This window comes from Mesorhizobium sp. B2-3-7 (assembly GCF_006442695.1).
Taxonomy (GTDB): Bacteria; Pseudomonadota; Alphaproteobacteria; order Rhizobiales; family Rhizobiaceae; genus Mesorhizobium.
The window spans coordinates 30,485-43,902 of sequence record NZ_VFVV01000019.1; the positions used below are offsets into that span (position 1 = coordinate 30,485).

Here is a 13,418-nt window from a genome sequence, read left to right on the forward strand (position 1 = left end):
GCCTTCCGCGCCGCATAGTCTAGCCCGGCTCGCAGAGAGAGCAAATGAAATGGGAGGATTTCAATGCGCATCACACTGTCCTGCGCCGCGCTCGCGCTTGCCTTGGGTTCAGCCCCGGCCTTCGCGCAATCGGGCGAAATCACCATCTGGAGCTGGAACATCGCCGCCTCGTCGCTGAAGGCGACGATTGCCGGCTTCAACAAGCGGCATCCTGACATCAAGGTCACCGTCCAGGATCTCGGCAACCAGCCGACCTATGACAAGTCGATCGCCGGATGTGCCGCCGGCGGCGTCGGCCTGCCTGACGTCGTCACCATCGAGAACGGCGAGGCCGAGAATTACTGGAGCCAGTTTCCCGATTGCTTTGTCGACCTGCACACGCTGGGCTACAGCGCCGAGGACCAGGCGAAATTCCCCGATTTCAAGCGCACCGAGCTCGAAGTCGGCGACAAGGCCTATGCAATGCCGTGGGATTCCGGCCCTGTCGCCGCCTTCTACCGCCGCGACTTCTACGAAAAGGCCGGCGTCGATCCGGCGTCGATCAAGACCTGGGACGATTTCATTGCCGCCGGCAAGAAGATCCAGGCCGCCAATCCCGGCGTCACCATGACCAACGCCGACTTCAACGGCGACACCGAATTCTTCCGCATGATCTCCAATGAACAGGGCTGCGGCTATTTCTCCGAGGATGGCCAGTCGATCACGGTGAACCAGCCGAAATGCATCGATACGCTGGCCAAGATCAAGGAGATGAAGGACGCCGGCGTCATCTCGTCGGCCGACTGGGGCACAAAGATCACCAACAACACCGCCGGCACCGTCGCCACCCAGGTCTATGGCGGTTGGTATGAAGGCACAATCCGCACCGAATCGGCCGGCGAAAACGGCAAATGGGGCGTCTACCTGATGCCGAGCCTTACCGCCGACGGGCCACGCGCCGCCAATCTCGGCGGGTCGTCGCTGGCCATCACTTCCGGGTCGAAGAACAAGGAAGCGGCTTACGAGTACCTGAAATACACGCTCGAAACCAATGAGGGCCAGATCACCATGCTGAAGGAGTTCGGCCTCGTTCCCTCGCTGGTGTCGGCGCTGAACGACCCCTACGTGTCTGAAGGCCTGCCCTATTGGGGCGGCCAGGCGGTGTGGAAGGACATCCTCGCCACTCTGCCCAAGATCGTCCCCAGCCGCGGCACGCAGTTCCAGAGCGATGCCGAAATCATCATGCGCGCGGTGCAGACCAAATATCTCGCCGGCGGCTATCCCGATGCCAAGGCGGCACTCGACGATGCCGCCGGCCAGATCGCGGCGGCGACCGGGCTGCCGGTCAAGTCATAACCTCCCAGACGGGGTCCGGGCAGGCATGCGCCGCCCGGACCCGACCGCGGCCCGCGGGGCTTCCTCGCGGGACGTGTGAAATGTCGCATGTCCCGACCAACCGGTTGCCGCTGCGCGCGGGACCACAGCTTGAAACGCCGACGAGAGAAGGAGGAGCACGATGCGCAACCGCAACGCCACGGCCTATCGTTTCCTCGCGCCCTATTTGCTGATCTTCTCCGTCTTCTGGGTATGGCCGATCATCTCTTCGTTCCTGATCTCGTTCCAGGCGACGCGCACCGTGCCATGGCGCTTTGCACCCGGCTTCAACTGGGGCCGGCTGATCGGCGATCCGGCCTTCTTCAATGCGCTGAAGAACACGCTGCTCATCCTCGTCATCCAGGTGCCCGTGATGATCGCGTTGGCGATGGTGATGGCCGTGCTTTTGAATTCGCCGCTCCTGAGGGCGAGGGGACTTTACCGCTTTGCCTTCTTCGCTCCCGTGGTGGTCGGCGAGGTCGCCTACTCCGCGGTGTTCCGGCTGATGTTCAACCTCGATTTCGGCATCATCAACAAGCTCCTGAACAGCGTCGGGCTGCCAAAGATCGACTGGTTCTCCAATGTCACCCCGGCCATGGCGCTGATCATGATCGCGGTCACCTGGCGCTGGGCCGGCTACAACGCCATCATCCTTCTGGCCGGCATGCAGTCCATCCCCGAGGACGTCTACGAGGCGGCGACGCTCGACCGGGTCAGCAAGCTCAAGCAGTTCTTCTTCATCACCTTGCCGCTGTTGAAGCCGGTCATCGTGTTCTGCACCGTGCTGTCGATCATCGGCACCATGCAGCTGTTCACCGAGCCGTTCCTGATCACCGAACGCGGCGGACCTGGCGGCGGCACCGAGACGCTCGGCCTGCTGCTCTATCGCCAGGGCTTCCGGTCGCTCAATTTCGGCTACGCCTCGGCCGTCGCCTACACCATGGCGGGGCTGGCGATCGCCATCACGCTGGTGCAACTGTGGCTGACGAGGGAACCGAAATGAGCTCGCTCGCCTCGGCCAGGCTGAAGCGCAGCCTTTTGCTGCATCTCTTTCTCACGCCACTGGCGCTGATCTGGCTGTTTCCGCTGTGGATGATGGTCGTGTTCTCGACCATGCCGGACAACGGCATCTTCAGCCCCGGCATCGAGTTGCTGCCGCATGGCAATTTCGTGGACAATTTCAACAACCTGCAGCGCGACACCGACTTTGTCGGCGCGATTTTCATCTCCGTCTCGGTGGCGGTCACCTACACTTTTCTGTCGGTGCTGCTGACGTCGATGGCCGGCTGGGCGCTGGCGCGTTACCGGTTCGTCGGCAAGGGCTTGGTCGTCGCCATCATCCTGGGCACCATCACGCTTCCCTATGCGGTGGTGCTGATCCCGCAATTCATCATGGTGGCGCGCGATTTCAAGCTCGCCAATACCTGGGTGGCGTTGATCGTGCCGCCGCTGTTCAATTCGCTGGGCGTGCTGTTCATGCGCCAGAGCTTTTCCATGATGCCCGATGACCTGTTCGATGCCGCCCGCGTCGAAGGCGTGAAGGAGTGGCGCATCTTCGTCTTCATCGCGCTGCCGCTGGCGCGGCCGATGCTGGCCGCCCTTTGCATCATCCTGTTCCTGGCGTCCTGGAACAATTATCTCTGGCCGCTTTTGATCAACAGCCAGCCCGGCGCGATGACCGCACCGGTGGCGCTCGGCACGCTGATCGGCCTCACCAAAGTGTCGTGGGGCGGCATCATGGCGGGCGCGGTAATGCTGACGGTGCCGATGCTGATCGTGTTCGTGCTGCTGCAACGCCATTTCATTGCCGGCATCGCCGCCGGCGCGGTCAAGTAAGGGTAGGCATGGCAACCGTCACGCTCACGAATGTCGTCAAGCGCTTCGGCGTTTTCGAGGTCGTCCATGGCGCCAACATCGACATCAGGGATGGCGAGTTCGTCGTGTTCGTCGGCCCGTCTGGCTGCGGCAAGTCCACGCTGCTCAGGATGATCGCCGGACTGGAGGATATCAGCGATGGCGAGATCGCCATTGGCGGCAAGGTGGTGAACGACGTCGAGCCGGCCGACCGCGGCATCGCCATGGTCTTCCAGTCCTACGCGCTCTATCCGCATATGAGCGTCGAACAGAACCTTTCCTTCGGCCTGCGTATGACCGGCAATCCGAAGGCCGACACCGACCGCAGGGTGAAACGGGCGGCCGAGATCCTGCGCATCAGCGAATTGATGGAGCGCCGTCCGAAGAAACTCTCCGGCGGCCAGCGCCAGCGCGTTGCCATCGGCCGCGCCATCGTGCGCGAGCCGCAGGTGTTCCTGTTCGACGAGCCGCTGTCCAACCTCGACGCCGAACTGCGCGTCCAGATGCGGGTCGAGATCTCGCGCCTGCACAAGGAGCTCGGCACCACCATGGTCTATGTCACGCACGACCAGACCGAGGCGATGACGCTCGCCGACCGGATCGTCGTGCTGCGCGGCGGCCATGTCGAGCAGATCGGCCGCCCGCTCGATCTTTATGACAATCCCGACAATCAGTTCGTGGCCGGTTTCGTCGGCTCGCCGAAGATGAATTTCATCAAGGGCCGCGTCGTCGGCTGCGATGCGCGCGGCGTCGTGGTGGAACTCGCTGGCCAGGAGAAGACCCGCATCACGCAGCCGTTGAAGGGCGCCGCGTCCGCAATCGGCAGCAAGGTCATCGTTGGCGTGCGACCCGAACATTTTGGCAGCGCCGGAGAAGGCGACGCCGATCTTGCCGTCACCATCGATGTGGTCGAGCACCTGGGCGGTACGAGCTTTCTCTACGCCAGAACGGCCAATGGCGAGGACGTGGTGATCCAGCGCGACGCGGCCAAGGTCCCCGAGACATCAGAGATCATCGTATCCATCCGCAAATCCTACCTGTTCGACGAAAAAGGGCTGCGGCTGCGCTGATCGGCTGCCCTTTCCCATCCCGCAAGGAGAATGACAATGACTGCAACCACGCCCATCCGCTGGGGCATTCTCGGCCCGGGCAGCATCGCCAAGGCCTTCGCCGGCGGCGTCGCCGGCTCCCGCAACGGAAAGCTGGTCGCCATCGGTGCGCGCGATCCGGGCAAGCCGAGTTTGGCGCAGAGCTTTCCCGGCGCGCGCATTCTCGAGGGCTACGAAGCATTGCTCACTGACGCGGAAATCGACGCGATCTACATTTCGGTCCCGCACCCGGGCCACGCGCAATGGGCGATCCGGGCGGCGGACGCGGGAAAGCATGTGCTGTGCGAAAAGCCGCTGGCGCTGACCGCCTTCGAGGCCGACGCCATGATGCATGCGGCGCGCAAGGCCGGCACCTTTCTCGGCGAGGCCTTCATGTACCGGCTGCACCCGCAGACGCTGAAGCTGGTGGAACTGATCAAATCCAGCGTCATCGGCGAGATCAGGATGATCAAGTCGAGCTTCGGTTTTGCCATGCCTGATTTCATGCCGCAGCACCGGCTTTATGCCAACGACCTCGCCGGCGGTGGCATCCTGGACGTCGGCGGCTATCCCGTCTCGATGGCGCGGCTGATTGCCGGCGCCGCGGCCGGCAAGCCGTTCCTCGAGCCGGACAAGGTGACCGGCGTTGCCCATCTTGGCCAGTCCGGCGTCGACGAATGGGCCTCCGCGCTGCTGCATTTCCCGGGCGGCATCGTCGCCGAGGTCTCCTGCAGCATCTCCCTCAACCAGGACAATGTGCTCAGGATTTTCGGCACCAGGGGCCGCATCGAAGTGCCGGATTTCTGGTTCGCCGGCGGCGACCGCGATGTCGGCCTCGGCCGGATCGATGTGATCGGCGCGGACGACGTGCGCGAAACCATCAGCGTGAACGAAAAGCGTCACGTCTATTCCTTCGAAGTCGACGCCGCCGGGGACGCCATCCTTGCCGGCCGGCAGGAGTTCGCCTGGCCGGGCATGGCCTGGGCCGACAGCCTCGGCACCTTGCGCGTGCTCGACAGATGGCGCGCGGCTGTGGGGCTGGAGTACGAGATCGAAAAGGCCTCGCGACGCACCAACACCATCGCCGACCGGCCCTTGCGATCCGGCGGCACGGCGATCGCCAAACGCGCCATTCCGGGCCTGTCGAAGCCGGCCTCGATCGTGGCGCTCGGTTTCGAGGATTTCCGCACCTTCTCCTCGGGTTCGATCCTGCTCGATGCCTTCTTCGAGGCTGGCGGCAATCTGTTCGACACCGGCTATGTCTATGGCGGCGGCTACACCGAGACGCTGCTTGGGCAATGGCTGAAGAACCGTGGCGTTCGCGAGCAGTCGGTGGTCATCGCCAAGGGGGCACATTCGCCGCTTTGCTATCCCGACGTGATCGGCAAGCAGCTCGTCCAGTCGCTCGACCGCCTGCAAACCGACCATGTCGATATCTATTTCATGCATCGCGACAATCCGGACGTGCCCGTCGGCGAGTTCGTCGATGCGATGGACCGCGAGGTCAAGGCAGGCCGCATCCGTGGCCCGTTCGGCGGCTCGAACTGGACGATGCAGCGCATGGACGAGGCGATCGCCTATGCCGAGCGCACCGGCAAGCAAAAGCCCGGCGCGCTCTCCAACAACTTCTCGCTGGCCGAAATGCTGGAGCCGATCTGGGCCGGTTGCGTGACCTCCTCCACCGATGACTGGAAAGCCTGGCTGACCGCCCGGCAGATGCCGAATTTCGCCTGGTCGAGCCAAGGGCGCGGCTTCTTCACCGAACGCGCCGGGCGCGACCGGCGCGACAATGAAGAGCTGGTGCGGGTCTGGTACTCGGAGCGCAATTTCGGCCGCCGCGACCGGGCGATCGAACTTGCCGCGCGGCTGGGCAAGAGCCCGATCCATATTGCGCTCGCCTATGTGCTCAACCAGCCTTTCCCATCGGTGCCGTTGATCGGCCCGCGCACGCTGGGCGAACTGGACGACAGCTTGCGCGCCCTCGACATCGCGCTTTCACCTGCCGATCTCCAATGGCTGGACGGCGGCAGCCGGCAAGCGGCGTAGTGCATGTCGTCCAAGGCTGCGCTGGACGGCGACGGGGTCAGGTCTCGTCGTCGGACACCCTGATGTCGCGCCTGGCCGGAACCCTCATGCTGGCATACATGCCGGTGGTGCGGAACTGGCCCGGGCTAATGCCGTAACAGCGGCGGAAGACCTTCGAGAAATAGTTCGCGTCCTCGAAGCCGCACAGGATGGCGACTTCCTTCACGGGCAGGAAATCAGCCTTGGTCAAAAGCTTGGCGGCGCGTTGCAGCCGCTGCTGCAGCACGAACTCCGCGGGCGGGATGCCTTCGCTCTCGGCGAAGCAGCGCGAGAAGTGCGCCCGACTGAGGCCGCTGATCGCCACGAGGTCCGCTACCGGCAGCGGCCTGTCGAGATTGGCGTTGATGTGGTCGATGACCGGCTGCATGGCGCTCTGCTTCTCGGCAAAGGCATGTGAGCCGAAGACATCGTCGTAGAGCGCCATCGCCGCCTCGTAGGCGATCGCCGAAGCCGCCCCCGGCGCAGCGGCCCCGTTGATGAGACGCAGGCTGCAATCGGCGAGGTGATCGATCGTCTCCGGCTGCAGCCGGAACACGGGACCCGAGACGTCGAGGATCGATTTGTGGATGCGCAGCGCCTCCTCGCCATTCATCGAGATCCAGAAATATTCCCAGCGCTCGTCCTTGGCCAGCCAGTAACGATGGTTGTGCGGCACCAGCACCAGCAGCGTGTCGTTCTGCTGCAGGCGATAGTCGCGGTTCTCATAGCGAAGCCGGCCGCTTCCGTTGATCGTGTGCTGGAGCACGGTGAATGGCGTCTGGCCGCGCTTGCGCCCGTCCCAATCATAGATTTCGCCTTCGCGCACTTCGTAGCCGGTGCTCGTCGGCATGGCATGCAGGCGCTGGCGACCGCGCGGCAGCGAGATCGTGCGCATCGACTGTCCGTTGGCGATCAGATCCCGCAGCACAAAATTACCCTTGAAAGCATAATCCTTCTCTGGCCGCGCTCGCGAATAAGCGCATAATCCATCCCCGAAGAACGTGAAGAACCCGCGGTCGAGGAGCGGGCGGGAGGAGAAAAGCCGGAATTCGGCTCGATTGGCACGTGCGCCTTGGCGTGTGGCCATATCCTCCCTTGCTGCTCCTTGCCTAGCATCCGATCGGATCGAGGTGAAGGTGATGAGTTTCAAAATCGCTATTATCGGCGCCGGCAGCGTCGGCTTCACCAAGAAACTGTTCACCGACATACTGTGCGTGCCGGAATTCAAGGGTATCGAATTCGCGCTGACCGATGTCAGCGAGCACAATCTCCAGATGATCAAGGCGATCCTCGACCGGATCGTCGAGGCCAACAAATTGCCGACCAAGGTGACGGCGACGACAGACCGCCGCAAGGCGCTCGAGGGCGCTCGTTATGTCATCAGCTGTGTGCGGGTCGGTGGCCTCGAAGCCTATGCCGACGATATCAGGATCCCCTTGAAATACGGCATCGACCAATGCGTCGGCGACACGATCTGCGCCGGCGGCATCCTCTATGGCCAGCGCAACATCCCGGTGATCCTCGATTTCTGCAAGGATATACGCGAGGTCGCCGAGACCGATGCGAAATTCCTCAACTATGCCAACCCGATGGCGATGAACACCTGGGCGGCGATCGAGTACGGCAAGGTCGACACGGTCGGGCTGTGCCACGGCGTCCAGCACGGCGCCGAGCAGATCGCCGAGGTGCTGGGCGCGAAGTCGCCTCGGGAGCTCGACTATGTCTGTTCCGGCATAAACCACCAGACCTGGTTCATCGAGTTGCGCCTGAACGGTCGCGAAATCGGCAAGGACGAGCTGGTCGCCGCCTTCGAGGCGCATCCGGTCTATTCCAGGCAGGAGAAACTGCGCATAGACGTGTTGAAGCGCTTCGGCGTCTATTCGACCGAAAGCAATGGCCATTTGTCCGAGTATCTTCCCTGGTACCGCAAGCGCCCGGACGAGATCACCCGCTGGATCGACATGTCCGACTGGATCCATGGCGAGACGGGCGGCTATCTCCGTTATTCCACCGAGACCCGCAACTGGTTCGAGACGGAATATCCGCAATTCCTCGAAGCGGCGTCGAAGCCGATCGATCCGTCAAAACGCTCCAACGAGCATGCCAGCCACATCTTGGAGGCGCTGGAGACCAACCGCGTCTATCGCGGCCACTTCAACGTCAAGAATGACGGTGTCATCACCAATTTGCCGCAGGACGCCATCGTCGAATCGCCCGGCTTCGTCGACCGCTTCGGCATCAACATGGCGGCCGGCATCACCTTGCCGGAAGCATGTGCCGCGACCTGCATATCCTCGATCAATGTCCAGCGCATGTCGGTGCATGCCGCCATATCCGGCGACATCGACCTGCTCAAGCTTGCCGTGCTGCATGACCCGCTGGTTGGTGCGGTATCGACACCGGAGGAGGTCTGGCAGATGGTCGACGAAATGGTCGTCGCTGAAGCCGCCTGGCTGCCGCAATATGCGCACGCCGTTCCGGCGGCAAAAGAGAGGTTGTCGAAATCCAGGGTCAAGACCCGCGAATGGGCGGGCGCCGCTTGGCGCAGCGTCCGCTCGATCGAGGAGTTGCGCGCCGAAAAGGCCGCGCTGAAGCAGGCCGGCTGAAAACCCAGGTGGCGGCGACGGGCCTGCGGGAGACAGGTCCGCCGCGGTCGCCGTCCGGGCAGAAGACGAGCAGCAGCAAAACAAAACGTCCGAACACGAGGGAGGAGACAATGAGGAACCTACGCAGCATTGGCATGGTCGCGGGACTGGCGCTGGGCGTCTCCGTCCCGGCGCTCAACGCTTTCGCCTCCGAGCCGACGGTCCCGCCGGTACCGGCGGCGTTTCCGGCCGAAGGCAAGATCACTTATGTGCCGCGCAAGTCCATCCTGGAGTTCAAGGCGCTGCCCGACTATCACGAGCCGGACTGGGTGACCGAGAAATACGTCAAGGCCGGCAAGCTGCCGCCGGTGAAAGACAGGCTGCCGAAGGAGCCCTTGGTTTTCAAGACGGGCAACATGCCTGATGGCATCGGCGTCTACGGCGATACAATGCGCCACGTTATCGGCGGGCGGCCGGAAGGCTGGAACTACGGCGCCGGTCAGACGCAGGGATGGGGCGGCATCGATATCGGCCTGTCCGAATGCCTGACGCGCACCGCGCCGCTGTTCCAGGTCGAGGCCAAGGACACCGAACCGCTGCCCAACCTCGCCAAAAGCTGGGACTGGTCGGCGGATGGCCACAAGCTCACCATGCACCTCGTCGAGGGTGCCAAATGGTCCGACGGCGCGCCCTTCAACTCAGACGACGTCATGTTCTACTGGGACGACGAGGTCGTCGATCCCAATGTCTCGCCGCTCAATGGTGCCACCCAGGAAACGTTCGGCGTCGGCACCACGCTCAAGAAGGTCGACGACTACACCGTCGAGTGGACCTTCAAGGAAGCCTTCCCGAAACAGTATCTCTACGCGATGGCCTACGGCACTTTCTGTCCTGGCCCCGCGCACATATTGAAGCCGCAGCATCCGAAATATTCGAAGAACACCTACGACCAGTTCAAGAACGCCTTCCCGCCGGAATATATGAACATGCCGGTCATGGGCGCCTGGGTGCCGGTTGAATACCGGCCAGACGACATCATCGTCATGCGCCGCAATCCCTATTATTGGAAGGTCGATGAGAAGGGCAATCAGCTGCCCTACCTCAACGAATTACATTACAAGCTGTCCACCTGGGCCGACCGCGATGTCCAGGCGGTGGCCGGCTCGGGCGATTTCTCCAATCTGGAGCAGCCGGAGAACTTCGTCGCCTCGCTGAAGCGGGCCGCGGAGGCGAATGCGCCTGCACGCCTGGCGTTCGGTCCACGGCTGATCGGCTATAATCTGCGCCTCAATTTTTCCGCTAATGGCTGGGGCAACCCGGACGAGCGCGGTCAGGCGATTCGCGAGCTGAACCGCAATGAGGATTTCCGCAAGGCCGTTACCATGGCGCTCGACCGCAAGGCGCTTGGCAACTCCCTGGTCAAGGGGCCGTTCACCGCCATCTACCCCGGCGGCTTGTCCTCCGGCACCAGCTTCTATGACCGCAAGTCGACGGTCTACTATCCCTTCGACCTCGAGGGCGCTAAGGCCGAACTCGCCAAGGCCGGACTCAAGGATACCGATGGCGACGGTTTCGTGAACTTCCCGGCCGGCACGGCCGGCGGCAAGAATGTCGAGATCGTCATGCTGGTCAACAATGACTACGGCACCGACAAGAGCCTCGCCGAAGGCGTTGTCGCCCAGATGGAGAAGCTCGGGCTGCGGATCGTGCTCAACGGTCTCAACGGCACCCAGCGCGATGCCTCGCAATATTCCGGGCGCTTCGACTGGCTGATCCGGCGCAACGACCAGGAGTTGACCTCCGTCGTGCAGAACACCGTGCAGCTCGCTCCCGTCGGCCCCAAGACCAGCTGGGATCACCGCGCACCTGAAAGCGGCGAGGTCGACCTGATGCCTTTCGAGAAGGACCTCGTCGACATCGTCAACAAATTTGTCACGTCTGAGGACAATGACCAGCGCGCCGCCTTGATGAGAGACTTCCAGAAGATTTCGACGGAGCACGTCTACAATGTCGGCCTGACGGAATATCCCGGTGCGCTGATCGTCAATAAGCGCTTCTCCAACGTTCCAAAGAGCACGCCGATCTACATGTTCAACTGGGCAGAGGATTCGATCATTCGAGAACGGGTCTTCGTGGCGGCCGACAAGCAGGCGAAATACGAATTGTTCCCGGAAGAGCTGCCCGGCAAGCCTGGAGACAAGGGCCCGATGTAAGTTTACCTCCCCTGACTGAGACCTCCGGCCGCGCCGCTGGCGCGGCCGGACAAAGGCAACCTCCGAACGCACCAAAAAGACGCGATCGGCAAGACGAGGAAGCGACCGTCCATGCTGCGATTTCTGCTCATGCGCATAGCGTCGGCAATCCCGGTCCTTGCCATACTGAGCCTCGTCACCTTCGCCATCATCCAGGCACCGCCCGGCGACTATGCCGACTACATCCGCTCGCAGCTGATCAACCAGGGAGGCGCTTCCTTCGCCGAAGCCGACGCTCAGGCCAACGCCTACCGGATCGAACATGGCCTCGATAAGCCGCTGCCCGTCCAGTATCTCAACTGGATCGGCGGCATCGTCACCCGCGGCGATTTCGGCTACAGCCTCTACTACAACAAGCCGGTAGCCGACGTCGTGGGCGAGCGCCTGCCGCGCACCCTCATCCTGGCGCTTGTGTGCCATCTGCTCGCCTCGGTGCTCGGCATCACCTTCGGCATCTGGGCGGCAACCAGGCAATACACCTGGATCGACTCGACACTTTCGGCCATTTCCTTCCTCGGCATGACGGTGCCGCGCTTCCTGATGGCGCTGATCATCGTCTATCTCCTGGTCTTCCAGTTCAACGTCTCGGAGATAGGCAGCTTCTTCTCGCCGCAATATGGCGGTGCGCCATGGTCGTGGGCCAAGTTCGTCGATCTGGTCAAGCATGTCTGGCCGGTGGTCGCGATCGCCACCTTCGGCGGGCTCGCCTACAACATGCGCGTCATGCGCGGCAATCTGCTCGACACGCTGAATGCGCAATATGTCGAGACGGCCAGAGCCAAGGGGCTGACCGGCAGCGCCGTCGTCATGCGACACGCCGTGCCCAATGCGCTGCATCCGCTGGTCATGTATCAGGGCGTGGTGCTGCCCTACATGCTGACCGGCGAAATCGAGACGGCGATCATCTTCGCGCTGCCGACCGTCGGCCCGGCGATCGTCGGCTCGATGGCGGTCGGCGACGTCTATGTCACCGCCACTTTCATGATGGTGCTGTCGGCCACGCTGATCGTCGGCAACATCGTCGCCGACATGTTGCTGGTCCTGCTCGATCCGCGCGTGCGCCAGTTCGGGGAGAGCTAGATGCTAGCCCGCGATACATCGCCGCCGCCGCTGCCGGCCGAAGGACCCGTCGAGAGACCCGCGCGCGGCAACGAGAGCTACACCGCGCTCGTCTGGCGCCGGCTGAAGCGCTCCTGGACCGGCATGGCGGGGTTCTGGCTCGTCGTGCTGCTGATCCTCATGGCGGTATTCGCCGAGTTCCTGGCGCCGATGGACCCGAAGGTGACCGATGTCGCCTTCGCGCCGCCGCAAACCCCTATTTTCCACGACAGGGACGGCAACTTCGTCGCCCGGCCCAGGGTCTATGCGCTGGCGGATTCGGCGGATCTCGATCCGGTCACCTTTCAGCCCATCGTCGGTCCCGACTATGATCATCCAAGACTGCTCGGCCTTTTCGTCGACGGCGCGCCCTACAGGCTCTTCGGGCTCATTGCGGCGAACCGGCATTTCTTCGGTTCGATGGACGGCCAGCCGGTGCATTTCCTCGGCACCGACAAGTTCGGACGCGACGTGCTCTCGCGCGCCATCCATGGCTCGCGCGTCTCGCTGATGATCGCGCTGACGGTGGTCTTCATCATCACCGTCATCGGCACTACGGTCGGCATGGCTTCCGGCTATTTCGGCGGTCGGTTCGATGTCTGGATGCAGCGCTTCGTCGAACTCGTGCTGGCCTTCCCGCAGCTGCCGCTCTATCTGGCGCTGACGACGCTGATCCCGGTCACCGCGCCCACCAACGTCTTCCTCGCCTTCGTCATCATCGTCATGTCGGCGCTGGGCTGGGCGCAGATGTCGCGCGAGGTGCGCGGCAAGACGCTGGCGCTTGCGCGCATTGAATACGTACGCGCCGCCATGGCGGTCGGTGCCACCGACCGGCGCATCATCATGCAGCACATCTTCCCCAATGTGATGAGCCATGTGATCGTCGCGGTGACGCTGGCGATCCCCACCGTGGTGCTGCTCGAATCCTTCCTCGGGTTCCTCGGCTTCGCGGTGAAGCCGCCGCTGATCTCGTGGGGGCTGATGCTGCAGGACACCGCGACCTACTCCGTCATCGGCACCTATCCGTGGATCCTGTCGCCGGTCGGTTTCGTGCTGGTCACCGTCTTTGCCTTCAACGCGCTGGGCGACGGGCTGCGCGACGCCGTCGATCCTTATTGAGGTGG

General features: G+C 63.0%; 10 protein-coding genes. 9 read left to right on the forward strand and 1 reads right to left on the reverse strand.

Annotated elements, in window-relative coordinates; translation table 11 throughout:
- The first annotated feature begins 63 nt into the window (after window positions 1-63).
- The 5 genes from FJ940_RS26970 (at window position 64) to FJ940_RS26990 (ending at window position 6,341) form a co-directional block, all read left to right on the forward strand.
- Window positions 64-1,335 carry an extracellular solute-binding protein gene (locus FJ940_RS26970; protein ID WP_140658424.1) on the forward strand — a complete coding sequence of 424 codons (1,272 nt, stop codon included), beginning with the start codon at window positions 64-66 and terminating at the stop codon, window positions 1,333-1,335.
- Window positions 1,336-1,495: 160 nt separating this feature from the next.
- Window positions 1,496-2,356: a sugar ABC transporter permease gene (locus tag FJ940_RS26975; protein WP_140525552.1), complete on the forward strand. Its 861-nt coding sequence runs from the start codon at window positions 1,496-1,498 to the stop codon at window positions 2,354-2,356.
- Entirely contained in the window at window positions 2,353-3,189 is an 837-nt protein-coding gene (locus FJ940_RS26980; protein ID WP_140513329.1) for a carbohydrate ABC transporter permease, read from the forward strand. The genes FJ940_RS26975 and FJ940_RS26980 overlap by 4 nt, the downstream gene beginning before the upstream one ends.
- A gap of 8 nt (window positions 3,190-3,197) precedes the next feature.
- Window positions 3,198-4,277 carry a sn-glycerol-3-phosphate ABC transporter ATP-binding protein UgpC gene (gene ugpC, locus FJ940_RS26985; RefSeq protein ID WP_140525553.1) on the forward strand — a complete coding sequence of 360 codons (1,080 nt, stop codon included), beginning with the start codon at window positions 3,198-3,200 and terminating at the stop codon, window positions 4,275-4,277.
- Window positions 4,278-4,313: 36 nt separating this feature from the next.
- A complete protein-coding gene (locus FJ940_RS26990) occupies window positions 4,314-6,341 on the forward strand; it encodes an aldo/keto reductase (RefSeq protein ID WP_140658426.1) in 2,028 nt (675 codons plus the stop codon).
- 37 nt (window positions 6,342-6,378) lie between these two features.
- Here the strand turns inward: FJ940_RS26990 and FJ940_RS26995 are convergent, their stop codons facing one another.
- Window positions 6,379-7,254 (reverse strand): AraC family transcriptional regulator, encoded by an 876-nt coding sequence (locus FJ940_RS26995; protein WP_140525583.1) that lies wholly within the window; start codon window positions 7,252-7,254, stop codon window positions 6,379-6,381.
- 244 nt (window positions 7,255-7,498) lie between these two features.
- On the opposite strand from FJ940_RS26995, the gene FJ940_RS27000 reads away from it, so the two are divergent.
- From FJ940_RS27000 to FJ940_RS27015, 4 genes are all read left to right on the forward strand, one after another.
- Window positions 7,499-8,965, forward strand: coding sequence for an alpha-glucosidase/alpha-galactosidase (locus FJ940_RS27000; RefSeq protein ID WP_140658428.1), 1,467 nt, complete (start codon window positions 7,499-7,501; stop codon window positions 8,963-8,965).
- A gap of 110 nt (window positions 8,966-9,075) precedes the next feature.
- Window positions 9,076-11,157 carry an ABC transporter substrate-binding protein gene (locus FJ940_RS27005; RefSeq protein WP_140658430.1) on the forward strand — a complete coding sequence of 694 codons (2,082 nt, stop codon included), beginning with the start codon at window positions 9,076-9,078 and terminating at the stop codon, window positions 11,155-11,157.
- Between the two features lie 111 nt (window positions 11,158-11,268).
- Complete coding sequence (locus FJ940_RS27010; protein ID WP_140567755.1) at window positions 11,269-12,276, forward strand: ABC transporter permease; 1,008 nt, start codon at window positions 11,269-11,271, stop codon at window positions 12,274-12,276.
- Complete coding sequence (locus FJ940_RS27015; RefSeq protein WP_140658432.1) at window positions 12,277-13,413, forward strand: ABC transporter permease; 1,137 nt, start codon at window positions 12,277-12,279, stop codon at window positions 13,411-13,413.
- Window positions 13,414-13,418: the final 5 nt, after the last annotated feature.

Coding starts and splice junctions, on each gene's coding strand:
- FJ940_RS27005 (WP_140658430.1), top strand. CDS start 9,076: ATGAGGAACCTACGCAGCATTGGCATGGTCGCGGGACTGGCGCTGGGC.
- FJ940_RS26980 (WP_140513329.1), top strand. CDS start 2,353: ATGAGCTCGCTCGCCTCGGCCAGGCTGAAGCGCAGCCTTTTGCTGCAT.
- FJ940_RS27010 (WP_140567755.1), top strand. CDS start 11,269: ATGCTGCGATTTCTGCTCATGCGCATAGCGTCGGCAATCCCGGTCCTT.
- FJ940_RS26995 (WP_140525583.1), bottom strand. CDS start 7,254: ATGCGCACGATCTCGCTGCCGCGCGGTCGCCAGCGCCTGCATGCCATG.
- FJ940_RS26970 (WP_140658424.1), top strand. CDS start 64: ATGCGCATCACACTGTCCTGCGCCGCGCTCGCGCTTGCCTTGGGTTCA.
- ugpC (WP_140525553.1), top strand. CDS start 3,198: ATGGCAACCGTCACGCTCACGAATGTCGTCAAGCGCTTCGGCGTTTTC.
- FJ940_RS26975 (WP_140525552.1), top strand. CDS start 1,496: ATGCGCAACCGCAACGCCACGGCCTATCGTTTCCTCGCGCCCTATTTG.
- FJ940_RS27015 (WP_140658432.1), top strand. CDS start 12,277: ATGCTAGCCCGCGATACATCGCCGCCGCCGCTGCCGGCCGAAGGACCC.
- FJ940_RS26990 (WP_140658426.1), top strand. CDS start 4,314: ATGACTGCAACCACGCCCATCCGCTGGGGCATTCTCGGCCCGGGCAGC.
- FJ940_RS27000 (WP_140658428.1), top strand. CDS start 7,499: ATGAGTTTCAAAATCGCTATTATCGGCGCCGGCAGCGTCGGCTTCACC.